Consider the following 24810-nt stretch of genomic DNA (forward strand, 5'->3'; position numbering starts at 1 on the left):
CCGGAGGTTTTCTTCGAGGGGTCGGGAAAGGTGGGAGGCATCGGGATCACGAAAATCCGTCGGATCGCTCTAGAAGCGAGAGGCCAGGCCGGCCTGGAGGAGGAGGCGGCGGAAGGGGAGGACCTCGCCGGAGAGCTCGTTGGCGTAGAGCTGGGCCTTGAAGACCAGGGAGAAGGTCTTCCCCAGCATCTGGGAGAAGCGCAGGGTGAGGGCGTTCTGCTGCTCGGACTCGTCCCCCTGGAGGGAGAGCCCCCGCAGGACGTTCCCCTCGGGGTAGTGGGAGCTCTGCACCGCCACGTTGAGCACCAGGTTGGTGCCCGGCCGGAGGTTCCAGGCCAGGGAGGCGTCGAGGCGCAGGCGCCAGGCGTCGAGGCCGTAGCTGTTGTTGAAGGTGCGGGAGACGGCGCCGTTCACCGAGACCATCACCCGGCTGCGGTAGCTCCAGCCCAGGCGCAGGGTGGGCGCCCACTCCCGGCGCGGGGTGTCGGGGTCGGCCAGCACCACGGTGCCCGAGCCCGAGGGCACCAGCTGCCAGGTCACCGAGTCGGGGTGGTAGAGCCGGTAGGCCAGATCGGCGTGGGCCGCCAGGGCGTGGCGCAGGGAGATCCGCCAGCGCAGGTCGAGGGAGGTGCGCGGCGCGAGGAAGGAGAACTGCCGGCTGGGCTTGTAGTCCAAGGCCATGGCGCCGAGCCGCCAGCTCGAGCTGACGGCCTCGCTGGCGCGCAGGTCGAGGCCGGCCTCCAGGTTGGCGGCCCGGTAGTCCCGGGCGTTGCAGCGGGTGGTCTCGGTGGCGATCGAGCCCTGGGTGGTGCAGGCCAGCTCGGTGCCGAGGACGTCGTCGGGATCGTCTCCGCGCTGCAGCTTGTCCTGGTAGCTGCCGCTCACCGCCAGAACCGTGCGGCGGGAGAGCAGGTGGTCGTGAGAGAGGCGCAGCCGGCCGGCGAGCATGTTCTCCGCCGGCGTCAGCCAGAAGAGCTTGCCGCCGATCTCCAGCTCGGCGCGCAGCAGGTGACCGGGCCGGGCCATCGCCCACTCACTCGAGCCGAAGAGGTAGGCCATCAGATCCGGCGAGAGCAGGAGCGTGGCCGTGTCGGAGGACGCCCGCCGGGCGTTCGAGTCGAAGCCCAGCTCGAAGTTCAAGGCGCTCTTGCGGCTCGTCTTCCAGGAGGGCGCCTTCGCCTCCCCTGCAGCCTCACCCTCTGCCGGCGCGGCCTGGCTCGCGCCCGGCACGAGCGCGAGCGCGAGGAGCAGCACCACCAGGTGGAGAGCCGCCCGCTGCACCTAACCCGCCAGGAGCCCGTCGAGTGCCTGGACCAGGTCACCCTCACCGAGGTCGATGCGCAACACCCGCTTCCCGCGGTCGGCCAGCGCCTGGAAGTCGCCCCGCGCCTGGGCCGCGAAGAGGGTGCCGAAGTCGTAGGCGGCGCCGGGCACCGCGAAGCTCGCCGCGGGGGTGTGGGTGAGCTGGAGGAAGAGCCCGGTGTCGGGGCCGCCCTTGTGGAGCTGCCCGGAGGAGTGGAGGAAGCGCGGGCCGAAGCCCGAGGTGGTGGCGAGCCCCGAGCGCCGGGCCAGCCGCGCGCGCAGGCGAGCGAGGGCGGCCTCGGTCTCCTCGCGCATGGGCAGGAAGGCCTGGAGGCAGAGGTAGTCGCCCGCCTTGCCCCGCTCGAGGTGAGCGGCGAGGACCTGATCGACGGTCGTGACCTCGCCGGGCTCGAAGGCGGCGTCGGCGTCCAGGCGCAGGCCCTCGACGAGGTGCTCGGTCCGGCTCGCCGGCAGCGCCCCCTCGGCCTCGAAGACCTCGAGGAGCTCGCCGGTGCGGCTCTTGGCCTCCTTCACGTTCGGCTCGTCGAAGGGGTTCACCTCGAGGAGCGCCCCGGTCAGGGCCGTGGCCATCTCCCAGAGGAAGAAGGCGCCCCCGATCGACTCGAGCTCGGGCAGGTGGATCCGCAGCAGGGGCGCGCCCTCGGGCACGCCCTCCAGGGCAGCGCGGCGGGTCGTGCCCACGTCGAGGTGGACGTAGAGGCGATCGTCGCCCCGGGGGAGGCCCGCCGGCTCGAGGTCGACGGGGACGACGCCCTTGCCCTCCTTGCCGGTGGACTCGGCGACGAGCTGCTCGATCCACGCGCCGAGGCTCGTCAGCGGCTCCTCGGTCAGGAGGGTGAGCTTGTCCCTCCCCTCGGCGACGGCCGCGGCCATCGCGGCGGCGAGGCGGGCGGCGGGGCTCTCCTCGGGATCGACGCCGGGGCCGTCGGCCTCGGCCTGCGCTCGGGCGCCGGCCAGCAGCGCGTCGAGGGGGAGGCCGAGGAGCGCGGCCGGCAGGAGGCCGAAGTGCGAGAGGGCCGAGAAGCGCCCGCCGATGTCGGCGGGGTTCAGCAGGGTCGCGGCGAAGCCCTCCTCCCGCGCCCACCCCTCGAGCTGCGAGCCGGGATCGGTGATGGCCACGAAGGCCTCACCCTTCCCGACGCGCTCGAGGAAGAAGCGGTAGAGGGAGAGGGTCTCGATGGTGCCGCCGGACTTCGAGGCGACCAGGAAGCGCGTGCGCGCCGGATCGATCTGCTCGAGGAGCGCCGCGATGGCGTCCGGGTCGGTGCTGTCGAGGACGTGGAGCGGCTTCCCCTGCGCTTGATGACCGAAGCTGCGGGCGAGCACCTCCGGGCAGAGGGACGAGCCGCCCATCCCCAGGAGCACCACCCGATCGACCCCCTCGAGGAGGCGGGCGGTGACCTCGGCGAGCTCGCCCATCCTCTCCGAGAACCCGGCCGGCGCGTCGAGCCAGCCCAGCCGGCTGTCGATCGAGGCCTTGGCCGCAGGATCGCCCTCCTTCCAGAGGGTGCTGTCGCGCCCCCAGACGCGCTCGAGCGCCCGCTTCGAGCGCAAGGTCCCCAGCACCGACCCCAGGGTCGGCAGCCCCTCCACCTCGACCGTGACCGTCATCGCCTACCTCGTGCGCTGCGTGATCTCGTCGCGCCTCACGTAGCCCTTCTCCTCGAGGAGCTCCATGATGGCCCGCAGGATGATCTGACTCTTCTCGACGTTGCCCTGCACCTTCTCCACCCGCTCCCGCTCGGCCGGCGAGAGCGCCCGGATGGCGAAGAGATCGTCGATGCTGGTGGAGGCCGAGCCGAAGTCGGCGACGGGCGGCGGCGGCCGCTGCGGCGGGCCGGGCAGGGGCGGCCCCGGGGGTCCGCCTCCCTGCGCGGCGACCTGCGCGTCGTGCTGCGCCTTCAGGTCCTTCAGGCTGGTCATCACCGTGTTGCCCGACATGTCGGTGATCTTGAACTCGTCGCCGGAGGCCTGGCCCATCGAGGGATCGGTCTCGAGGTCACCCTCGGGGATCCACTCCCCGCGGTAGTGCCGCCGGATGGCCCGCCGGATCTCCTCCACGCCGGCCACCAGGGTCTTCACCCGGCAGCCGCACTGCCGGATCAGTCCGTCGATGAAGATGATGTCGGTGGGATCGGTGACGGCCACCGTCACCGTCCGGCTGTGCTCGTCGTACTCGGTGGGGAAGCAGATGTTCTCCCAGCAGAAGGCGTCCGGCAGGCGCGCCAGGGCGGTGCCGTCGGGGTTCGCCTTGTCGAGGTTGGCCACCGGCAGCTGGGTCACGCGGGCGATGGCGGCCACCAGGGTCCGCTCGGGGATCATCCGGGTCTCGATCAGGATGTGCTCCACCCGGCCGCCGTGGAGCTGCTGCTGGCCCCTCGCGCTCTCGATCTGGTCGAACTCGAGGTCCCCGGACTTCAGGAGGAGGTCGACGAGATCGCTCATGCTTCTCTCCCTTCTCGAACCAGACGCAGCCGCTCGCCCCCGGACTCGGGCTCCTCGTGGTCGATGAGGTAGTTCCCGGTGAAGCAGCCGTCGCAGTACATCTCACCCGAGTCCTGCGCCGCCTCGTGCAGCCCCTGCTGGGAGAGGTAGCCGAGGGTGTCGGCGGTGACGTAGCGGGCGATCTCCTCCACGCTGTGGGAGGCGGCGATCAGCTCCTGCTTGGTCGGGGTGTCGATGCCGAAGTAGCAGGGATCGGTCGTCGGCGGGCTGGCGATGCGCAGGTGCACCTCGCGGGCGCCGGCGTTCCGCAGCATCGCGACGATCTTCCGGCTGGTGGTGCCCCGCACCACCGAGTCGTCCACGACCACCACCCGCTTGCCGGCGAGGGCGGCGCGCACCGGGGAGAGCTTGAGCTTCACCCCGAAGTTGCGGATCGACTGCGCCGGCTCGATGAAGGTGCGGCCGACGTAGTGGGAGCGGACCAGCCCCAGGTCGAAGGGCACCCCCGACTCCTCGCTGTAGCCGATCGCCGCCGGGACCCCCGAGTCGGGGACCGGGATGACCAGGTCCGCCTCGACGGGGTGCTCGCGGGCGAGGCTGCGGCCCATGGCCTTGCGGGCCTGCCAGACGCTGCGGCCGAAGATCATGGAGTCGGGCCGGGAGAAGTAGACCAGCTCGAAGATGCAGTGGCCCTTGCGCGTCGCCCGCAGGTGGTCGGGCCGGATCGAGCGCAGCCCCCCCCTGTCGATGACCACGATCTCGCCGGGCTGCACCTCGCGGATCAGCTCGGCCTCGATCAGGTCGAGGGCGCAGGTCTCGCTGGCCAGGACGTAAGTGCCCCCCACCCGGCCGAGCACGAGGGGCCGGAAGCCGAGGGGGTCGCGGGCGCCGATGAGGACCTCCCGGGAGAGGAAGAGGAGGGAGTAGGCCCCCTCGACCTGCCGCAGGGCCTCCTCGACACGCTCCTCCAGGCTGCCGGCCCGGGAGCGGGCGATGAGGTGCATCAGCACCTCGGTGTCCATGGTCGACTGGAAGATCGAGCCCTGGGTCTCCAGGTCCCGCCGCAGCTTCCGGGCGTTGACCAGGTTGCCGTTGTGGGCCACCGCCAGCGCGCCGCCGGAGTAGTCCACCATGAAGGGCTGGGCGTTCTTCAGCTGCGACTCGCCCGCCGTGCTGTAGCGCACGTGCCCGATCGCCGCCTCGCCCTTGAGCCGGTCGAGGGTCTCGGCGCTGAAGACGTCGGCGACCAGGCCCATCCCCCGGTGGCCCAGGATCTGGCCGTTGCTCGCGGCGACGATGCCGGCGGACTCCTGCCCCCGGTGCTGGAGGGCGTGGATGCCCAGGTAGGTGAGCTTCGAGGCCTCGGGGTTGCCGAAGACGCCGAAGACGCCGCAGCGATCGCGGAAGGCGGCGCCCTCGTCCCAGTTCTCGCTCGGGCCCCGCTCACGCACGTCGACTGGCTTGCCGTGGTCGCTCATACCGAAGCCCTCATGTTCCTACTTCTTCCCGCGCTTCGCCAGCAGATCCCCCAGCGAGGTGCCGAAGGAGCCGCCGCCCTGCTTCTGCTGGAAGGTCTGCCACTCGGCGCGATCCTTGGCGCGCTCGAGCTCGTTCACCGAGAGCCGGATCCGCCCCTTGCTCTCGTCGACCTCGATGACCGCGACCTCCAGCTCGGCGCCCACCGGGTAGACCTCCTCGAGGGAGCGCTTCGAGGAGCGGTCGCCGGGCAGCTCCTTGCCGGGGACCAGCCCGCGGTGGCCGGCGAACTTCACCAGCAGGCCGTAGGACTCGATGCGGTCGACCACGGCGGTGAAGGTGTCCCCCACCCGCGGCAGGGCGCCGGGCGCCTGCCTCGCCTCGCGCATGGAGAGCGCGATGCGCCGGCGCTCGGGGTCGACCTCGATGACCCGCACGTCGACCCGCTGCCCCTCCTCGACCACCTCCTTGGGGTGGTTGATCCGCCGGTCGGAGAGCTCGGAGACGTGCACCAGCCCCTCCATGCCGCCGCCGAGGGCGACGAAGGCCCCGAAGGGCTGGAGGCGGGTGACCGTGCCCTGCAGCTCGAGCCCGGGCGGCAGCTGCTCGACGACGCTGTCCCAGGGGTCGGCCTCGAGGGCCTTGAGCGAGAGCCCGATGCGCTCGGCCTCGCGGTCGACGGTGACGACCTGCACCTTCACCGCCTGGCCCACCTTCAGCAGGCTGCCGGGATCTTCGATGCGCTCGTGGGAGAGCTCGGAGACGTGGATCAGGCCGTCGACCCCGCCGAGGTTCACGAAGGCGCCGAAGGCGGCGATGCGGCTGACCTCGCCCTCGAGGATCTGTCCGGGCTCGAGGCGCTCCCAGAGGCCGGCCGCGGCCTCGGCCCGCTCGGCCTCGAGCAGCACCCGGCGCGAGACCAGGATGTCGCGGCCGCTCATCTTGAGGATCCTGAACTCGAGCTTCTGGCCCACGTAGACGGAAGGGTCCTCGCAGTAGTCGAGCTGGATCTGGCTGATCTGGCAGAAGGCCCGCTTGCCAGCGACCTTCACCTCGAGGCCGCCCTTGTTCACGCCGGTGACCACGCCCTCCACCGGCAGGCCCGCCTCGAAGATCTGCCGCAGGGCCTCGTCCGAGCCGGACTCGGGTCGCACCCGCCGGGAGAGGCGCACGCCGTCGTCGACCGCCGAGACGAAGGCGTCGAGCTCGTCGCCGACCTTCACCGTGAGCTGGCCCTCGTCGTCCATCAGCTCGGCGGCCTCGATGACCCCCTCGGTCTTGGCGCCGAGATCGACGATCACCCACTCGGAGGAGATGGAGACCACCATGCCGGTGATCTTCTCTCCCAGGCGGGGTTGCCGGCCGATGGGCCGCTCGGCGAGGGACTGTTCGAGCAGGGCTTCGAAGCTCTCTTCGTGATCGCTCATGAGGCCCGCACTCCTATCACGACGGGCCGAAAAAGGTGCCGGGGGTACCACCCCCAATGGTGGCACCCCCGGCGTGGTGGCCCTGAAGCGGGCCGGTGGAGACGGGTCGGACCTAGCGGCGGCGCCGCGGGCGCAGGAGGCCGATGGCTCCGAAGATCAGGGCCAGCGCCAGGGCGGCGCCGGGGCCGGAGGTCGAGGTGGCGTCGGCGGAGCAGGCCATCACCATGTCGTCGCCCATCCACATGCCGCCCCAGACCCGCTCGTCGGTCCACTCGCAGGCGTAGCGGGCGGTCTCCTCGTTGCCGAGGGCGACGCTGGCGGTGGTCCGGGGCTGGTCGCGGTCGCTGACGTCGAGGCTGCGCAGCTCGAGGTCGGTGAGGGCCAGCAGCTGCCCGCCCGCGGCGAAGCTGCGGCGGATGGCGCCCTCGGCCACGACGGAGCCGCGCACCCGCAGCTGGTCCCCGTTGAGGTCGACCAGGTGGAGGGCCGGCAGGCAGGCCCAGTCCCCGCTGCCCTCGACGTAGGTCTCGGTGGCGGTGGGGATGGCGATGAGGGGCAGGGAGCCCTCTCCCAGCGCGCCCTGCTCCAGGATCTGGGCGCCGCGGAAGTCGCCGATGGCCTCGGACTGGCTCGCGCCGTCTCCGAACTCGACGGTCGCGAGCTGGGCGGGCCGCGAGGGCTCGGTCACGTCGAAGAGGGAGACGGCGATGCCCATCGAGGGGCCGCGTCCCACGGTCAGCAGGCGGCCACCCTCGCGGGGGAAGATGAAGTCGGACCAGCCCGGGATCTCCAGCTCGCCCATGATGCTCGGGCGGGTGGGGTCGGAGAGGTCGATGACCCAGAGGGGATCGACCTGCTGCCAGGTGACGACGTAGGCGCGCTCGCCCACGAAGCGGGTGGCGTGGAGGTTCTCGCCCTCGGCGAGGCCCTCGAGAGTGCCGACGACCTGGAGGTGGTCGGGGCGGCTGGCGTCGATGACGTGCAGGCTGCTGGACCAGGCGGACTCGTCGAAGGTGACGATGCGGAAGGTCTGCTGGTGGGCGTCCATGTGGAAGCGGCCCTGGGGGCTGCCGGGGAGGCGCACCGAGCCCCGCTCGCGGATCTGGCCGTCGAGGCGGGAGATGTCGATGAAGGTCACGAGGGTCTCGGGGGCCCAGCCCGAGTCGTTCTCGGGGGCGGTGGCGCGGGCGACGTAGAGGACCTGGTCGTTCAGGAAGATCTCGCGGCTCTCGCCGGGCAGCTCCACCTGGCCGGCCAGCCGCGGCTCGCGGGGGTCGGCGAGGTCCAGTGAGAAGGCGAAGGTGCGGTCGCGGTCGCTCTCGCCGGTGACGGCGTAGAGGACGTCGCCCCGCAGGCGGGTGTCGGTGAGGCGGCCGGCCAGGCAGGTCCGGCTCTCGACCTCGAGCGCGTCACCGCGGTCGCTGAGCACCACGATCTCGCTGCCCTGGTACGAGGCGGGCATCCCCTCGGGGGCGATGCAGCCGATGCTGGCCTGCTCGAGGACCACCACGAGCTTTCCGTCGTGGGCGTAGAGCTCGCCGGCCGGCCCGAAGATCTCCTGGTGGGCGCGGATCATCGGCACCTGGGGATCGGAGAGGTCGAGGGCGTAGATCCCGGCGGTCTCGTTGTAGACGTAGAGCTGATCCGCCACGAGCCGGTAGAGATCCGACTCCAGGATCTCCTTGATCGGGCGGGTGCCCCGGGGCTCCTCCCCCTCGGAGGGGGTATCCCGGGCGACGCCGGTATCGTTGACGCCGGACTTCGCGTCGGCACAGCCCGTGGTGAGGGCGAAGAGGCTCGCGAGGAGCGGGGTGAGCAGCCGGATCGTCGTGGACTTCATGGTCTTCCTCCTGGTCCCATGGGACATCGTTGTCACTCGGGTCAGCGGAGAGAGCAAACACCGATCCAGATCTGGCTAACAACAAATACATGTACTTACAGACCGTATGTCGCGATACCTGGTGACAACTGTGTCATACCCGCCCTCCGGGACCACGAATTCCCGAGCTGCTCACGGGGCTGTAGCTGAGGGCTGATAGCTGATAGCTGACAGCCTTCGACGATGAAGTCCCTCCCCCGCCGCCTCGGCCTCGGCGCCGGCCTCCTCCTCTTCGCCTACCTGGTGGGCTCCCTCGACTGGCGGGGGGAGGTCCCCGACACGCCACCGGTCCTGGAGCGGGTGGAGAGCCGGAGCCGCCTGCGCGCGGGGGTGGCGAGCGTGGACTTCACCCCGGACCACCCGGTGCCCCTCGGCGGCTTCGCCCGCCGGGACGGCGCCTTCACCGAGGTCCTCGATCCGGTGAAGGCCCGGGCCCTCGTCTTCTCGGCCGGCTCGCTGGATCTGGCCCTGGTCTCCCTCGACCTCCTGCTGATCCCCGACACCCTGGCCGCCCGGATCGCCTCCGACGCCCAGGGGGCGGGCATCGACCGGGTGATCGTCACCGCGACCCACACCCACGGAGCCCCGGGGGGCTACTGGGACAACCTGGTCGCGCGCTTCGGGGGCCTCGGCAGCCACGACCCCGAGCTCGAGCAGGCCATCGCCGACGCCGCGGGCACCGCCCTGCGCGCCGCCCGGGGCAAGCTCGAGGAGGTCGAGCTCACCCTCCGGGAGGGCGAGGGCCCCGAGCTCTGCCGCAGCCGGGTCGAGGGCCGCGCCCCCGACCGCCGCCTCACCCTCCTCACCCTCCGCCGGATAAGTGCCAGCCACTTGGCAGAAGACGCTCCCGAGGGCGGAAGCGAGCGAAGGCGGCGCCCAGCCGGCGAAGCGGAAGCGGTCCCGGGAGAAACCTCGCTGGAGCCGGGGGCTCGGGGGAGCGGACGCTCCCCCGCTCGAGAGGTATTGGCGCGGGTGGTGGTCTTCGCCTGCCACCCGACGGTCCTCGGGCACACCGACCGCCGGCTCTCGGCCGAGTGGCCCGGGGCCCTGGCGGCGGCCCTGGAGGGCACGACCCTGCTCCTCCAGGGCAGCCAGGGCGAGGTCACCCACGGCGAGGTGCCCGGGGTCGAGGCGGACGCTCCCCGGGAGGAGAAGATGCGAGCCCTCGGCGCGGCCGTCGCCGAGGCGGTGCGCGCCCTGGAGGCCAGCGAGGGCCAGCCGGTGGAGCGGCTCGCCCACACCCGCGCGACCCTCGCCCTGCCCGGCCCGAGCGCCCGGGGCTTCGCGCCCACCGGCCTCGAGGGGATCACCAGCAACCTCCTGATGACCCAGGTGCCGGATCGGGCGACGGTCTCGGTCCTGGAGCTCGGCCCCCTCGACCTGCTCCTGGTCCCCGGCGAGGTGGTCTCTCCCCTGGGCGCCCGCTGGGCCCGGGAGGCCGCCGACCGCCGGGGCGGCCAGGCCCGGGTGGTGAGCCTGGCCGACGGCTACCTCGGCTACCTCGAGACCCCCGAGGCGCTCGAGGCGGGGCTCGGGGAGTCGAAGCGGGCCTTCTTCGGCGCGGACGCCGTGCGGCGCCTCGAGGAGGCGCTCGTCGCGGCTTCGCCGCCTCGCTGATCGATTCGTCTAGCGCGTCACCGCGCTCAAGATCTTCTTCGCCTTCTTCTTGTCCGAGTCGAAGGTGAAGGCGCCGTAGATCTTGAACTTGTTCTCCAGGTCCACGATCTGCGGGGCCATGATCTCCAGGGCCTTGAGCTTGCCCGAGCCGAAGGAGAAGACGTCGAGGACCTGCTTGACCTGGGCCACGGTGTACCAGGCGTGATCGGTGGCGTCGCGCAGCACGTCGAGCTTGCCGCTCTCGAAGTCCTCGGCGCGCACGGCCGCGAGGATCTCGTGGAACTGCGGGCCGTCCATCGCGATCGGGCCGGCGGGCACCGGCGGCGGCAGGGGCTCGGGCGCCGGCATCGGCGGCGGCGGGGCCGCGACGGGGCCGCGGGTGTCGATCCCGGGGGCGGCGCGCAGGTCGTCGATGAGCAGGCGGATCGAGCTGCGCAGCGCGCTCAGATCACCGGAGGCCCGGCGGCAGGCGTTCCGGTCGCCGCCGGCGGTGACGCCCTGCAGGCGGGCGAGCTCCTCGTTGAGGTCGCCGAGGGTGGTCAGCAGCCGGGCCCGGTCGATGATCACCGCGTCACCGTAGCCCTCGATGGTCCGCATCGTCACGTCGGCGCTCTCGCCGGAGGTGGTGACGCTCATCGACATGCCGCCCGCACCCATGTCGATGCGAACGCTCTCGGTCTGGGCCAGGGCCGGGCCGATCGTCAGGGCCGCGAGGAGGGCGAGGGGGCGAAGTGACTGCAGGGACTTCATGGTGGTTCTCCTGATTGGAGGGAGCGGGGTGACCTCGAGGTGTTCCTGGAATAGCAGAGACCCGGCTGGCGGAGGAGGCGGCCCGATCCCGCGTCTCTTGCTCGCAGACGCCCCCCCTTCCGGGGTATTCACCCAGCCCACATGAACCGCACCTCCCCCACCCTGGCCGAGGCCCTCGCCGCCGAGCCCTTCACCCTGGCCCTCGGCTCGGGCTTCTTCGGCTTCTTCGCCCACCTCGGCATGGTGCAGGCCCTGGCCGCCCGGGACCTGAAGCCCCGGCGCCTGGTGGGGGTGAGCGCCGGCGCGATCATCAGCGCGGCCTGGGCCAGCGGGACCCCCCTCTCGAAGGTGGAGGAGACCCTGCTCTCCCTGCGCCGCCAGGACTTCTGGGATCCCTCCCTGGGCCTGGGGCTGCTGCGCGGCCGGCGCTTCCGCCGCCTGCTGGAGGAGACCCTCTCGGCGCCCGACTTCGAGGGCCTGGAGGTCCCGCTGGCGGTCACCACCGTGCGGCCCTTCACCGAGGGCATGACGGTGATCGACTCGGGCGACCTGCCCTCCGCGGTCCACGCCTCCTGCGCCGTGCCCTTCCTCTTCCAGCCGGTGCGCCGCGAGGGCCTGCTGCTCTGGGACGGAGGCGTACGCGAGCGCTCGGGCGCGGCGGCGCTGGCGCCCGATGAGCGCACCCTCTTCCACCACCTCGCCTCGCGCTCCCCCTGGCGGCGCAAGGGCAGCAGGTCGATGGACGTGCCCACCGGCGAGAACCGCTGCGCCCTGGTCATCGAGGGCCTGCCCCGCCTCGGACCCTTCCGGCTCGAGGAGGGCCCCGAGGCGATCTCGCGCGCCCGCGCGGCGACCGAGCGCGCGCTCGATCGGCCCTTCGAGCCGATCGTCCAGGTCTAGGCGACCCTCCTAGTCGAGGCCGAGCCCGTGGGCGAAGCCACTGCCGTGGACCTCCTCGAGGAGCCAGACCGGCAGCTCGATCACCGTCTCGCCGCCGACCGCGAGGGTGAAGGCGCCGGCCTGCGACTCGCCGAGGGAGAGGAAGGGCACCCCGGCCTGGGCCGCGGCGGCCTCGATCGAGGCCTGGTGCTCGGAGAGGCCGGCGACGAGGATCCGGGAGGGCGCCTCGCCGAAGAGGAGGGAGGCGAGCCCCGAGGTGGCGCCCGGCAGGCGCACCGAGAGGCCGACGAGGTCCTCGTCGAACTCGCCCTCCTCGCCGCGCACCGCGGCGTTGCGCCCGGAGAGGCAGAGCTCGGCGAGCGCGACGGCCAGGCCCCCCTCGCTGCAGTCGTGGGCGGTCTCGATGAGGCCGTCGGCGATGAGCTGGCGGACCAGCGCCTGCAGCCGCGCCTCGAGCTCGAGGTCGATGGGCAGGGGCCGGCCGGCGGTCTGCCCGTGGACGTGGTGGAGGAAGAAGCTGCCGCCGAGCCCGCCGACGAAGGGGCCGAGCAGGAGGATCGAGCGGCCCGGGCCTCGCAGCTGGGCGCCCACGCCCTCGACGCCCTCGGGGAGGAGCCCGACCATTCCGATGGTCGGCGTGGGGAAGATGCCCTCGCCCTCGGTCTCGTTGTAGAGGCTGACGTTGCCGCCGGTGACCGGCGTGTCGAGCACCCGGCAGGCGTCGGCGATGCCGTCCACCGCCCGGGCGAACTGCCACATCACCTCGGGCTTCTCGGGGTTGCCGAAGTTCAGGCAGTCGGTGATGGCGAGCGGCTTCGCCCCGACGCAGGAGACGTTGCGGGCGGCCTCGGCGACGGCCTGCCGCCCGCCCTCCTCGGGGTCGAGGTAGGTCAGCCGGGAGTTGCAGTCCACCGAGAGGGCGATGGACTTGTCGGCCTCGACGATCCGGAAGAGGGCGGCGTCCCCCTCCCCGGGCCGGATCTGCCCGCCGAGGCGGACCATGTGATCGTACTGCTCGTAGACCCAGCGCTTGGAGGCCTGGTCGGGGGTGTGGAGGAGGCGCAGGAGCACCTCGCCGGCGTCCTCGAGGGGCGGGAGGCTGGCGGGATCGAAGGCCCAGCGCTCGTCGAGCCAGGCCGGCCGGGCCTGGGGCCGATCGTACCTCGGCGCCTCGTCCGCCAGCGGCGCCGCCGGCAGGTCGGCCACGACCTCGCCGTGGAAGATCACCTCGACCCTTCCTGTGTCGGTGACCTCGCCGACGACCTCGGCGTCGAGGTCCCACTTCTCGAAGATGCGGCGGACCTCGTCCTCCTTCCCCTTCTTGGCCACCATGAGCATCCGCTCCTGGGACTCGGAGAGCATCAGCTCGTAGGGGGTCATCTTCTCCTCGCGCTGCGGCACCCGATCGAGGTCGAGGCGCAGGCCGGTGCCGGCGCGCCCGGCCATCTCGAAGCTCGAGCTGGTGAGCCCCGCGGCGCCCATGTCCTGGATGCCGACGATGCAGTCGGTGGCGAAGAGCTCGAGGCAGGCCTCCAGCAGCAGCTTCTCGGTGAAGGGGTCGCCCACCTGCACGGTGGGGCGCTTCGACTCGCTCTCCTCGTCGAAGGACTCGGAGGCCATGGTGGCGCCGTGGATGCCGTCGCGGCCAGTCTTGGCGCCGACGTAGAGCACGGGGTTGCCCGGCCCGGCGGCGTAGCCGCGGAAGATGCGGTCGGCCCGCAGGAAACCGGCGGTGAAGGCGTTGACCAGGCAGTTGCCGTCGTAGGAGGCGTCGAAGGCCACCTCGCCCCCGACGGTGGGCACGCCCATGCAGTTGCCGTAGCCGCCGATGCCCGCGACCACCCCGGAGACGAGGTGAGGGGTCTTCGGATGATCGGGGCGTCCGAAGCGCAGGGAGTCGAGGTTCGCCACCGGCCGGGCGCCCATGGTGAAGACGTCGCGCAGGATGCCGCCGACCCCGGTCGCCGCGCCCTGGTAGGGCTCGATGTAGGAGGGGTGGTTGTGGCTCTCCATCTTGAAGCAGACGGCCCAGCCGTCGCCGATGTCCACGATGCCGGCGTTCTCGCCCGGCCCCTGGAGCACCTGCGGCCCTTCCGTGGGCAGGCGCTTCAGGTGCACGCGGCTGCTCTTGTAGGAGCAGTGCTCGGACCACATCACCGAGAAGATCCCCAGCTCGGTGTAGGTGGGCAGCCGGCCCAGGATCGCCCGGGCGTTCTCCCACTCGGCCTCGGTGAGGCCGTGGGCGTAGGCCAGCGCGTCGTCGATCGGCGGGTCGGTGGGGAGGGCCTTCGGGGTGCTGGAGGCGGGCATGGCGCGCACCATGCCCGCGCGCCGCGGACAGGACAAGGCCAGGGCGGCCACCCTCCCCTTTCGAAGCCAGGGGTGGCTGTTCTAGGGTGAGCGGCGATGCGTCCCTTCCCGATGGTGGCCCTGGCGGCCCTGCTGGTGATCGGCCCGGCGAGGGCCGAGGAGAAGCCGGCGCCCGCGGCCGAGGCCGAGGCGCCCGCGACGAGGCCCCCCCTGCCCGACGCCGACGCCTTCTACCGGCGGGCGCGGGAGCGGCACGCGCCGATGTTCGAGCGCTACGCCGGCACCGAGACCACGATGTGGCAGCGCGTGGCGCGCCGCCACTCCGAGACCCTCGAGCTGCGCTCCCACTCGAAGATCAAGGTGATCGTGCGGGACTTCTACTTCGCCCCCCGACAGATCGAGGTCCTCGAGTACTGGGAGGACGGGGAGAAGAAGGACCCCTCCGACTACACCGATCGCGGCGGGAAGGAGCCCCGCCACCCCCTCCTGCACTCGAGCGCCCCGGAGAACTACCGGGTCTCGATGATCGGGCGGCGCAAGAAGGCCGGCCACGACTGCATCGCCCTGAAGATCGAGGGAAGGGAGAAGACCCCCCGGCACCTCGAGGGCACCCTCTGGATCGACGAGGAGACCCTCGATCTGGTCGCGGTGGACGTGCACCCGGCCAAGACGCCCTTCGGGGTGAAGTCGATCGAGGTCGACATGCGCTTCCGCCAGGAGGGCGACGCGATGCTGTCGATGGGGGGCGAGACCCGCGTGCACGTGCACGTCCCCCTGGTCTTTCCGAACAACCTCCTGATCATCACCGACGAGGTCCTCGCCGCCCGCGGCATCCCGAAGTAGGCACTGCCGGGCGCCGGCCGTAGAATGAAGCCATGCGAAGGCTTCAGGTCCTCGGGCTGCTCGCGGCCCTCCTCCCCTCCCTCGCCCTGGCGCAGTCCTCGGTGATGCTCTGGGAGCTCTCCCCGGGCTCCCCGGACGTGGGCGACGCCGACTACGTCGTGCTGCGGGTGAGCGACGCCTGCTCCCTCGACGGCCTGGCCCTGGTGGTGGAGGACTCGAGCGGCGCCTCCCAGGGCTGCTACCTGCGCTTCGAGGGGCCCTCCCCGGTCGCGAACGGCTACGTCCTGGTGGGCGGCGCTGGCCTGGAGGACGCGATCTCCCTCGCCCCCGACTTCCTGGCGGAGTGCGCCGCGCTCTCCCCCGAGAGCGGCCGGCTCTGCCTGGTGGACGGCTCGGGCCTCCTCGACTGCGTCGCCTACGGCCAGTTCACCGGGGACAACTCCGGCTTCGGCGCCCCCGCGGACGGCATCCTCTCGGGGCAGGCCCTCCAGCGGGTCCAGACCACCGGCTACAACGCCACCGACTGGCTGCGCTCGCCCTCGGCCGATCCCTCCCTCCTCTTCCAGGGCCGGGTCCTGCCCCCCGGCGGCCTCACCTGCAGCACCGACGGCGGCAGCGGCGGCGGCGACGGCGGCACCCTCGACCCCACCTACCTGGAGTTCCCCGGCGGGGGCCTCTGCCCCACCACGGCCCTCGGCCAGGGGGGCACGAGCACCGACGGCGGCACCAGCGACGGCGGCACGACCAGCGACGGGGGAGGCGGGGGCGGCCCGCCCTCCGGCGGCGGCGGCTCCATCCCCTACGAGCGTTCGGGCTGCGGCTGCGGGGCCGATCGGAGCCCGGCGGCGGCGCCCCTCTGGGCGCTGGGGCTGCTCTTCCTCCTCCCGCTCTTCGGCCACCGCCGCCGGCGCGCCTAGGCGCCCCGGTTGAAAGCGGGGGTTGGGCGTGGCATGAGGGCGCCATGCGCGCCACCGTTCACGTCTCCCTCAAGGAAGGTGTCCTCGATCCCCAGGGCAAGGCCGTGGGCCAGGCCCTCGGCCGGCTGGGCTTCGACGAGGTCAGCGAGGTGCGGCTCGGCCGCACGGTGAACCTCGAGCTCGAGGCCAAGAGCGAGGCCGAGGCCCGCGAGCGCCTCGTCGAGATGTGCGAGAAGCTCCTCGCCAACACGGTGATCGAGGACTACCGCATCGAGCTCGGCGAGGACTGAAGGCCATGAGCACCTTCGGCATCGTCGTCTTCCCGGGCAGCAACTGCGACCACGACGTGGCCCACGTCGTCGAGGCGGTCGCGGGCGCGAAGACCCGGATGCTCTGGCACAAGGAGCCCGACCTCCACGGCGTCGACGCCGTGATCCTCCCGGGCGGCTTCTCCTACGGCGACTACCTGCGCGCCGGCGCGCTCGCCCACCTCTCCCCGGTGATGGACGAGGTCGTCCGCTTCGCGAAGCGGGGCGGCCCGGTGCTGGGGATCTGCAACGGCTTCCAGGTCCTGTGCGAGTCGCGCCTGCTGCCGGGCGCCCTGATGCGCAACGAGCAGCTCACCTTCGTCTGCAAGGACGTGACGGTGCGGGTCGAGCGCGGCGACACCTCCTTCACCCGGGGGCTCGCCGCCGGCACCGAGCTGATGATGCCCATCGCCCACAACGAGGGGAACTTCGTCATCGACCCGCCGGGGCTCGAGCGCCTCGAGGGCGAGGGCCAGGTGGTCTTCCGCTACCTCGAGAACCCCAACGGCTCGATGAACGGCATCGCCGGCATCTGCAACGCGAGCGGCAACGTGGTCGGGCTGATGCCCCACCCCGAGCGCTCGGCGGAGGGGGCGCTGGGCAGCACCGACGGCGCGGCCCTCTTCCGGGCGGCCCTCACCCACCTGGAGAGCGCGGCCTGAAGATGGCGTCCGGCGAGCTCCACCTCGCCGAGTGCCTGGCCTTCCTCGCGGAGCAGCCAGCGGGCCGCTTCGATCTCGTCTACGTCGACCCGCCCTTCAACACCGGCAAGCGGCAGCGGCAGCGGCGGCTGAAGACCGTCCGCGACCCGGAGGGGGATCGCCAGGGCTTCGGCGGCGCGCGCTACCGCACCGAGGTCGCGGGCGAGGAGCGCGGCTACGACGACGTCCACGAGGACTACCTCGCCTTCCTCGAGCCCCGCCTGCGCGAGGCCCACCGGGTGCTCGCCCCCGAGGGCGCCCTCTTCGTTCACCTCGACGACCGCGAGGTGCACTACGTGAAGGTGCTCCTCGATCGCGTCTTCGGCCGGGACTGCTTCCAGAACGAGATCATCTGGGCCTACGACTACGGCGCCCGCAGCAAGAAGCGCTGGTCGCGCAAGCACGACTCGATCCTCTGGTACACGAAGCACCCGGAGCGCTACTGCTTCGACCACGAGGCGATGGACCGCATCCCCTACATGGCCCCGGGCCTGGTGGGGAAGGAGAAGGCCGCCCGGGGCAAGACCCCCACCGACGTCTGGTGGCACACGATCGTCAGCCCCACCGGCAAGGAGCGCACCGGCTACCCCAACCAGAAGCCCCTGGGCATCCTGGAGCGGATCGTGAAGGTGCACTCGCGGCCGGGGGAGCTCTGCCTCGACTTCTTCGCCGGCAGCGGCTCCTTCGGGGAGGCCTGCGCGCGCAACGATCGGCGCTTCGTGCTGGTGGACCAGAACCCCGAGGCCCACGAGGTGATGCGGACGCGCCTTTCGGAGCACCTGACCGCCGGGTAGACTTCAGGGGTCATGCGGACCGCCCTCTCGTCGCTCGTCGCCCTCTCGCTCCTCCTGCCCGGCGCGCTCTTCGCCTCGCCGGCCGCCGTGAAGGCCGCCGAGGTGGCCCTCGGGACCGGCCGGGCCGAGGAGGCCTTCTTCGCCCTCGAGGACGCGCCCCCGGAAGGAGCGGCGGAGAAGAAGCAGTACGCCGATTTGCTCCTGCGCGGCGCGGAGCTCCTCCTCGAGGTGGAGGACGCCGTCTTCGCCCTGCAGCTGGGCAAGAAGGCGCTGGGCCACGATCCGGGGCGGGCGGACGCGCGCCTGATCTGCCTGCAGGCCGCCCTGGAGGCGAACAGCCTCGACGAGGCCGGCGTCCACCTCGCCGCCCTGGAGGAGGCGCGGCCCGACGATCCGAAGATCGTGCTGTGGCGCGCGCGCCTCGCCGCCGCCGACGCCGAATGGGAGACGGTGAAGGCCGCCGCCACCCGGGTGGAGGGCCTCGAGGGCGCCACCGCCGAGCAGAAGGGCGAGGCCAGGACCCTCGCCCGGCGGGCGGAGGTCGCCACCGAGGGCGAGCAGAAGAAGCTCGCGGCCCTGGCCCAGGAGGAGCGGGCCCTGCAGGGCAAGCAGGAGGCCGCCAGCAAGGCCATCGCCCGGGATCGCAAGAAGGCGGGCGCGAAGCCGGGGCGCACTCCCCCGGAGGTCCCGCCCGGCTTCGAGGAGCTCCTCGGCCGGCGCGGCGGCGACGAGCCGAAGGTCGAGCGCAGCGCCCTCGACGCCGGCAAGGTCTTCCTCTACTGCGACGAGTCCTACTACTGCGGCCGGGTGCGGCGGCACCTCAAGCAGAAGGGGGTCGACTTCGTGGAGAAGCGGGTCGACCGCGGTGGCTTCGCCGTCGACGAGCTGGAGAAGCTCGGCTACTCCGTGGCCAGCGTGCCGGTCTTCGAGGTGGACGGGCGGGCGACCCAGTCCTGGAAGGAGGCGGTCCGCTGGGCGAAGTGAGCGGGCTGCGAGCTGTCAGCTATCAGCTTTCAGCTCTGCCGTGCCGGCGCCGAGCTCCTCGACTGACGGCCACTGGAATCGCCTGCCGGAAGTTGCGCACCTGCTTCGACCAGGCTGATAGCTGATAGCTGACAGCCAACGCCCCGAAGGCGGACCGACCAGACGGTCTCGCACCGAGCCGAAGCCCGCCCGGAGCGCCTTTCAGCCCCGAGGATCCGGGTGATCGGGATCCGAGAGGATCCACGGCCCCTTCTCGGTGATCGCGATCGAGTGCTCCCAGTGGGCCGAGGGGCGGCCGTCGGCGGTCACCGCGGTCCAGCCGTCGTCCAGCACCTTCACGTCGGCGGTGCCGGCGTTGACCATCGGCTCGATGGCGATGACCAGCCCGGGCCGCAGGCGCAGGGCGCTCTCCCTCCCCGAGGTGCGGAAGTTCGCCACCTGCGGGGCCTCGTGCATCTTGCGGCCGATGCCGTGGCCCACGAAGTCACGGACGATGCCGTAGCCGTGGGGGGTGACGACGTCCTCGACGGCGCCGGAGACGTCCCGCAGGCGGTTGCCCGACTGGCAGGCCTCGATGGCGGCGTAGAGGGAGTCCCGGGTCACCTTCACCAGGGCCCGCTTCTCCTCGTCGACCTCGCCGATGAGCAGGGTGCGGGCCGAGTCGCCCACGTAGCCGTCGACGATGGCGCCGAAGTCCACCGAGAGGATGTCGCCCTCCTTCAGCACCCGCTCCTTGCTGGGGATGCCGTGGACCACCTCCTCGTTCACCGAGGAGCACAGGACCTTGGGGTAGCCGTGGTAGCCCAGGAAGGCGCTGCCCGCGTTGCGCTCGAAGAGATGCGCCTTGGCGAGCTCGTCGAGGTCGAGGGTCGTCGCCCCCGGCACCGCCGCCTCGGAGATGAGGTCGAGGACCTCCGCCACCACTCCGTTCGCCCGACGCATGATGTCGAGCTCCCGGTTCGATTTGAGCATGACCTGGCTCACGGGCAGGTTGTTAGTCCCGCGAGCTGGAGAAATCCAGCCGTTTGGCAGGGTCTTCCCTCGAGCGGCTCGAGGAACCTGGGTAGATCAGAACCCGGGTGCTTTCTCTCATTTTCGGGTTCGGTTCTTGATCTCAATCCACAGCAGCACCCATAGAATCAGAGCCCATCCGGGGGTGGCCACACCACCTCCAGTGGAGTCGCAGCCTCCCTTTGCGACAATTGGAACCGCCGAGGGCGCAGCCCCCTCACCACGAGGCGGCAGGTAGACCTCGCACAACCCCATCCCGACCCCCTCATCGAACTCCCACACCTCTCCCTGGACTGGCTGCGCCAGCTCCAGGCCCCCAGGAGTCGTGAAGGAGCCGATGACTCGAAGCGCCGCGATTTCTGGGCGACCGGGGCAATCGAGCCCCATCCCGGGGCCCCCACCGACGAACTCGGCTGTCCCTGTCCCCGAGGTATTGGCCCACGATGTCGAACAGGAAACTCGATCCAATCCTGGAGAGAGCATTTCGATCAGAGACTCCGGATCTTGGTCACCGTAGTCCACGCCCTCCGAGAACATGATGGATACGACCCGGAAGTCCTTTCCCTCCGGATCACAGACCTCGACCCTACGAATACCGGGGTCCGAGATGCCCCACCCCACGTCTGCTCCCCAGCGATCTCCAAGATCCCGAAACGAGTGCTGAGAATCGGCGACGAACAACTCATCACTCGTTGGAATGGTGAGATGAGCCCAGCCCGCGTAGCCACCGAGATCCACCCACAGGACATCTCTGGCCCCACCTGGCCAGCCCCCATCGGTCCTCACCACGGGATCGGGTTCGAAATTCGTTTCGAATTCCAGGGGATGACCCTCTCTCCTGCGGGGAAGCGAACCGAAGGGAGCGTGACAGGTCGGTGTGGCGCTCGAAGAAGAAGTCCCCCCGCCCACTCGCGGATCAGTCTAGGCGATCGGGGATCGCCCTGTCGCTGTGGGAGATGTGGGGAAAGGTCGGTGCGCTACCAGCCCGCGCCGATGGTCAGGCCCCCCTGGGGGTAGAGGACCATCGCGCCGTCCCCGCTGACCTCGCCGTCCGCGTCGGTGTAGTTCGCGGCCAGGTTGGGTCCGGCCTCGAGGCCCGCGCCCAGGGAGATGCGGAAGCGGCCCGCGGTGAGGATGGCGGCCACGGTCAGCCCACCGCCGAGGGCGGGCCAGTGAGCCTTGGCCTGGATGGCCCCCGAGGAGGTGTTGTCGTCGCGCTCGGCGAAGACGTAGAAGGCCCGGAAGAAGGCGGTCCCCGAGAGATCGAACCACTCGACGGGGCTGTAGGTGAACATCACCGGGAGCTCGCCGCCCGCCGCATGGACCTTGGTCTCGGTGCGGTAGTCGTTGATGCCCGAGGAGATGTAGACACCGTTGGTCCAGATGCCCCGGGGGGAGAGGTGCAGGGCGATCCCCTGCTCGGGCTTCTCGAGCAGCTCGAAGATCGGCGCGAGGGTGAAGCCGTTGGGCATCGGGAAGGGGAAGGGCACCAGGAAGCTGGTCGTGATCCGCGCGTCGAGGCCGATCTGGTCGGTGAGGCCGTAGCGGAAGGCCAGGTCGAGGCCGAGCCACATCGGCGGCTGATCGTTGTCGGGCTCGGGCTCTCCGTCGGCGCCGACCTCGACCCCGTAGGAGGGGTTGCGGCCCAGGGGGATGTCCACCCCGAAGTCCCCCTGCCCCTTCTCCATCGGCGGGACGTAGCGCCCCGGCGGCGCGGCGTTGGCCGAGTAGAAGAAGACGCAGCCGGTGGAGGTGAAGAGCAGCACCCCCAGCGCCGCGAGAGGTAGGAGCCGCCCCAGCAGGCGTTGGAACCTTCGCATGCGGAGGATCGTAGCCGACCCGCGACCGGCGCGCGACTTCGCGGCCCCTCCCCCCGCCTTTGCGATAGGCTTCCGGCCATGCCTGCCGCGCTGATGACCCTCGAGGGCCTCGACGTCCGCCTGCCCGGCGGCGAGGCGATCCTCGAGGACCTCTCCCTCACCGTGGCGGCCGGCGAGATCGTCGCGATCCTGGGGGCGAGCGGCGCGGGCAAGTCCACCCTCCTGCGGGCCCTCTTCGAGCCCGATGTCCTGGGGCGCCTGGGCTTCTCCCTCTCGGCCGAGAAGCTCGAGATGACCCCCGCGGCGCTGGTCCCCCAGCAGGGGGCCGTCCTCGATCACCTCTCGGTGCGCGGCAACGTCCAGCTCGCCCGCCGCTGGCAGGGGGTGGAGAACGATCCGCCCGAGGCGTGGCTCGAGCGGGTGGGCCTGGGCAAGCTGGCGAGGCGGCCGGTGGCCGGCCTCTCGGGGGGACAGCGCCAGCGCCTGGCGGTGGCCCGGGCCCTCGCCGCGGGGAGGCAGCTCCTCTTCCTCGACGAGCCCAGCGCGGGCCTCGACGCCCACTCGGTCCACGAGATCGCCTCCCTGTTGAAGGAGCAGGCGCGGGACGCCGGCGTCGGCATCGTGCTGGTCACCCACGACCCCACCCTGGTCGCCCTGGCCGCCGACCGGGCCCTCTTCCTCGATCCGGCGAAGAAGAAGTTCGAGGTGATGCCTCACGAGACCTCGGAGGAGGACGAGCACGGCTTCGAGCACCGGCTGCGCGAGCGGCTGGCCGAGGCCAGCGGGGATCGCGGCGGCAGCTCGAGGCGCCGGCCCCTGAAGGCGCTGGCCGCCGACCTCTGGCAGCGCAGCTTCGCCTCCCTGGAGGTCCCCCTGCTGGCGCTCGCGCCGCTGCTGCGCACGCCGCCGCGCCAGTGGGCCGATCTGATCCGCGTCGCCCTGCGGGTGGGGCGCCAGGCCATCAGCCGCCCGGCCCCCTTCTACGCGGTGGTCAGCACCCTCCTGGGCTTCACCATCCTCTACGTCCTGGTGCGGGCCGCCCCGGCGGGGCTCTCGACGAAGAAGCTGCTGGAGATGGTGGGCGGCCTCTACATCCTGGCCCTGGCCCCGCCCCTCTCGGCGCTCCTCTTCGTGGCCACCAGCGGCGCCGCCGTCTCGGCCTGGCTGGGCAGCCTGCAGCTGGGCAAGCAGGTCAGCGCCCTCTCGGCCCTCGGCATCACCCGGGAGCGCTACCTCTTCCTGCCGGGCTTCCTCACGATGGTGCTGGGCTTCGCCCTCTGCGCGGCGCTCATCAGCGGCGGCCTCGCGCTGGGGGGCGCCATCCTGCACGTGATGGAGGGCGCCTCGAGCGAGGTCTGGCCGGCGCTCTGGCGGATCCTCGGGGATCTGCTCGACCCCCTCCCCGAGCGCGCCCGCCTCCAGGCCCGGGCGGTCTGGCTCCTCGCCCTCTACGCCCCGGGGATCGCCGCCGACGTCATCGCCCGGGGCAGCGACCTCAAGGAGCGCAGCGACGACGTCACCCGCGCCATGACCGGCAGCGTGGTGGCCTGCACCCTCTGGGTGGTCGTCCTCGAGCTGGGCTCGGCCCTGATCCTCTTCGCGGAAGGGGGGGCCGACTTTTGAAGCGGCGCATCCCCCTGAAGCGCCCCGGCCACGGCGGCGCCGCCGGTCGGATCGTCGCGGCGCTGGGCAGCCTGCTCCTCCTCTCCGGCGCCGCCCTCGGGCTGCAGCAGTGGCTGCGCGCCCTCTCCGGCGAGCGCCCCCGGGTGGAGGTGACGCCGCCGGGGCCGGTGCTGCAGCTGCCCACGGTGATCGTCGCCCGGGGCGAGGCACGCAAGGGGAGCTTCACCCTCGACGGCGCGCCGGTGCCGGAGGGCCTCCAGAAGGATCGCCGGACGGTGATGCTCGGCCCCGCCGACCTCACCCCGGGGCTCCACCAGCTGGCCTGGAAGCAGACCTTCGTCGGCCAGCGCGAGCGGGGCGTCTCCCTCGGGATGATGGTCGGCCCCTTCCGGGAGGCGGGCGAGGCGACGCCCTGCGCCCTGAAGGCGACGGTGCGGCAGGCCGCCCTCGACACCTTCTCCCCCGAGCTCTCCCTCCTGGTGCGCGAGAAGGCCGCCGCGGTGAAGGGCCTGCCGAAGATCGTGCGCTCCGAGGCGCGGCTGCTCCTGGTCGAGGGCGGCCTCGACGCGCAGACCAAGGTCACCTTCGCCGACGGCTCCGAGCTGCAGGCGATCGTGCCGCTGGCCCTCGCCCCGAAGCTCGACGCCCCGGTGCAGGTGAAGCTGCGCGGCGACGTGAAGGTCGACGTGAGCGGCGCGGTGGGGGCCATGGCCTCCCTCAAGGGCGGCGGCCTGCTGGCGGCCCTGGCCGAGGTGGTGCAGCGGCCGGAGCGGGGGCTGGAGGGCGCGCTCTCGGCGGCCCGCCAGGCGGGCAACGAGGTGGTGCGCGCGGAGGTGCAGGGCGCCCTGGAGGGCTGGCTCTCGCGCTTCGACGAGGAGCTGAAGGAGCTCTTCCCGACCGAGCTCTCGACCGAGCTGCTCGGCGTGAGGGCGCGGCTGACGCTCACGCCCTGCGGCACCCCGAAGGTGAGGCCGGGCAAGGCCCTGATCCTGCGCCACGGGATCGGCCTCGCGATCGACGCCGAGGGGCTGGCGCCGCCGTCGGCGGCCGCCGACCTCCCCGGGCCGGTGCGCCGGGAGGGCGCCGAGCTCGACGGACGGACGGGGCCGGGCGCGGCGCCGATCTCGCTGCAGCTCTCACCGGCGGCGATCGACGCCTTCCTCGACGCGGCCTGGCGCAGCGGCGCCCTCTCCCTGCTCGGCGCCGACCCCGAACTGGTCAGGCGCACCAACGCCCGCCTCGCCGGGCGCGTCTCCTTCCGCCTGCGCTCGGTCGAGCTGCGCCTGCCGCCGGTGCTGGAGCTCGGGGGCGCGCAGAGCCTGCTGCGCGCCTCGGAGGCGACGCTCCACCTCGAGGAGCAGGAGGCCGGCCCGGTGGACCTGGTGCTCTCGGGCGCGGCGAGCCTCGAGGCGAAGGTGGGCGAACGGACGATGGTGCTCACGGCCCGGGCCACCGGCGTCGAGGGGAGCTGCCGCCGCGACGACGGCGACACCGAGGTGCGTGAGCCCTGCTACCCCGAGCTGCTCTCGGCCCTCTCCGACGTGCTGGTCACCCAGGGGACCTTGAGCCACGAGCGCGGCAGCGCGCTGGGCCTCTCCCGGGCGAGGGTCTGGGTCAGCGGCGTCGGCCTCGATCCCGAGGGCCTGAAGGTCGACCTGCAGGTGCAGCCGACGCCCTGACGG

At 72.0% G+C, this 24810-nt stretch carries 21 protein-coding genes; 10 read left to right on the plus strand and 11 right to left on the minus strand.

The annotated features are described in order from the left end of the window. Positions 1-69: 69 nt before the first annotated feature. The 6 genes from P1V51_05130 to P1V51_05155 form a co-directional block, all read right to left on the minus strand. Positions 70-1281 (minus strand): hypothetical protein, encoded by a 1212-nt coding sequence (locus P1V51_05130; protein ID MDF1562404.1) that lies wholly within the window; start codon positions 1279-1281, stop codon positions 70-72. Next, positions 1282-2934, minus strand: coding sequence for a glucose-6-phosphate isomerase (locus tag P1V51_05135; GenBank protein MDF1562405.1), 1653 nt, complete (start codon positions 2932-2934; stop codon positions 1282-1284). It abuts the gene before it with no gap. 3 nt (positions 2935-2937) lie between these two features. Next, positions 2938-3768 (minus strand): hypothetical protein, encoded by an 831-nt coding sequence (locus tag P1V51_05140; protein ID MDF1562406.1) that lies wholly within the window; start codon positions 3766-3768, stop codon positions 2938-2940. Further along, entirely contained in the window at positions 3765-5246 is a 1482-nt protein-coding gene (gene purF, locus P1V51_05145; GenBank protein ID MDF1562407.1) for an amidophosphoribosyltransferase, read from the minus strand. Before purF ends, P1V51_05140 begins: the two co-directional genes overlap by 4 nt. Before the next feature lie 18 nt (positions 5247-5264). Continuing rightward, the gene (rpsA, locus tag P1V51_05150; protein ID MDF1562408.1) at positions 5265-6671 is read right to left on the minus strand and encodes a 30S ribosomal protein S1; all 1407 of its coding nucleotides are present in this window, start codon (positions 6669-6671) and stop codon (positions 5265-5267) included. A 112-nt stretch (positions 6672-6783) separates the two neighbouring features. Then, the gene (locus P1V51_05155; GenBank protein MDF1562409.1) at positions 6784-8511 is read right to left on the minus strand and encodes a beta-propeller domain-containing protein; all 1728 of its coding nucleotides are present in this window, start codon (positions 8509-8511) and stop codon (positions 6784-6786) included. Positions 8512-8733: 222 nt separating this feature from the next. Between P1V51_05155 and P1V51_05160 the strand changes: the two genes are divergently transcribed. Next, the gene (locus tag P1V51_05160) at positions 8734-10167 is read left to right on the plus strand and encodes a hypothetical protein (protein MDF1562410.1); all 1434 of its coding nucleotides are present in this window, start codon (positions 8734-8736) and stop codon (positions 10165-10167) included. Between the two features lie 9 nt (positions 10168-10176). Here the strand turns inward: P1V51_05160 and P1V51_05165 are convergent, their stop codons facing one another. Next, complete coding sequence (locus P1V51_05165; protein ID MDF1562411.1) at positions 10177-10917, minus strand: DUF4476 domain-containing protein; 741 nt, start codon at positions 10915-10917, stop codon at positions 10177-10179. A gap of 141 nt (positions 10918-11058) precedes the next feature. Here P1V51_05165 and P1V51_05170 point away from each other — a divergent pair, with 141 nt between their 5' ends. Further along, positions 11059-11817, plus strand: a complete 759-nt coding sequence (locus tag P1V51_05170; protein MDF1562412.1) for a patatin-like phospholipase family protein — start codon at positions 11059-11061, stop codon at positions 11815-11817. A 9-nt stretch (positions 11818-11826) separates the two neighbouring features. Here the strand turns inward: P1V51_05170 and purL are convergent, their stop codons facing one another. Then, complete coding sequence (purL, locus tag P1V51_05175) at positions 11827-14127, minus strand: phosphoribosylformylglycinamidine synthase subunit PurL (protein ID MDF1562413.1); 2301 nt, start codon at positions 14125-14127, stop codon at positions 11827-11829. Between the two features lie 96 nt (positions 14128-14223). On the opposite strand from purL, the gene P1V51_05180 reads away from it, so the two are divergent. The 6 genes from P1V51_05180 to P1V51_05205 are packed head-to-tail and all read left to right on the plus strand — an operon-like array spanning position 14224 to position 18674. Further along, positions 14224-14970: a hypothetical protein gene (locus P1V51_05180; protein MDF1562414.1), complete on the plus strand. Its 747-nt coding sequence runs from the start codon at positions 14224-14226 to the stop codon at positions 14968-14970. Between the two features lie 32 nt (positions 14971-15002). After that, positions 15003-15887 (plus strand): hypothetical protein, encoded by an 885-nt coding sequence (locus tag P1V51_05185; protein MDF1562415.1) that lies wholly within the window; start codon positions 15003-15005, stop codon positions 15885-15887. 44 nt (positions 15888-15931) lie between these two features. After that, positions 15932-16177, plus strand: coding sequence for a phosphoribosylformylglycinamidine synthase subunit PurS (gene purS, locus P1V51_05190; protein MDF1562416.1), 246 nt, complete (start codon positions 15932-15934; stop codon positions 16175-16177). A 5-nt stretch (positions 16178-16182) separates the two neighbouring features. Beyond that, positions 16183-16857, plus strand: a complete 675-nt coding sequence (purQ, locus tag P1V51_05195) for a phosphoribosylformylglycinamidine synthase subunit PurQ (protein ID MDF1562417.1) — start codon at positions 16183-16185, stop codon at positions 16855-16857. Positions 16858-16859: 2 nt separating this feature from the next. Then, positions 16860-17690, plus strand: a complete 831-nt coding sequence (locus tag P1V51_05200) for a site-specific DNA-methyltransferase (GenBank protein ID MDF1562418.1) — start codon at positions 16860-16862, stop codon at positions 17688-17690. A 12-nt stretch (positions 17691-17702) separates the two neighbouring features. Beyond that, positions 17703-18674: a hypothetical protein gene (locus P1V51_05205; GenBank protein MDF1562419.1), complete on the plus strand. Its 972-nt coding sequence runs from the start codon at positions 17703-17705 to the stop codon at positions 18672-18674. Between the two features lie 201 nt (positions 18675-18875). Here P1V51_05205 and map read toward each other — a convergent pair whose 3' ends face one another. The 3 genes from map to P1V51_05220 form a co-directional block, all read right to left on the minus strand. Further along, complete coding sequence (gene map, locus P1V51_05210) at positions 18876-19646, minus strand: type I methionyl aminopeptidase (GenBank protein MDF1562420.1); 771 nt, start codon at positions 19644-19646, stop codon at positions 18876-18878. Between the two features lie 117 nt (positions 19647-19763). Continuing rightward, complete coding sequence (locus P1V51_05215) at positions 19764-20423, minus strand: hypothetical protein (protein MDF1562421.1); 660 nt, start codon at positions 20421-20423, stop codon at positions 19764-19766. Between the two features lie 239 nt (positions 20424-20662). Then, a complete protein-coding gene (locus P1V51_05220) occupies positions 20663-21505 on the minus strand; it encodes a hypothetical protein (GenBank protein MDF1562422.1) in 843 nt (280 codons plus the stop codon). 78 nt (positions 21506-21583) lie between these two features. Between P1V51_05220 and P1V51_05225 the strand changes: the two genes are divergently transcribed. Then, positions 21584-23128 carry an ATP-binding cassette domain-containing protein gene (locus P1V51_05225; GenBank protein ID MDF1562423.1) on the plus strand — a complete coding sequence of 515 codons (1545 nt, stop codon included), beginning with the start codon at positions 21584-21586 and terminating at the stop codon, positions 23126-23128. Then, positions 23125-24807, plus strand: coding sequence for a hypothetical protein (locus P1V51_05230; GenBank protein MDF1562424.1), 1683 nt, complete (start codon positions 23125-23127; stop codon positions 24805-24807). The genes P1V51_05225 and P1V51_05230 overlap by 4 nt, the downstream gene beginning before the upstream one ends. The last annotated feature ends 3 nt before the right edge of the window (positions 24808-24810 follow it).

This window comes from Deltaproteobacteria bacterium (genome assembly GCA_029210625.1).
Lineage (GTDB): Bacteria > Myxococcota > Myxococcia > SLRQ01 > SLRQ01 > JARGFU01.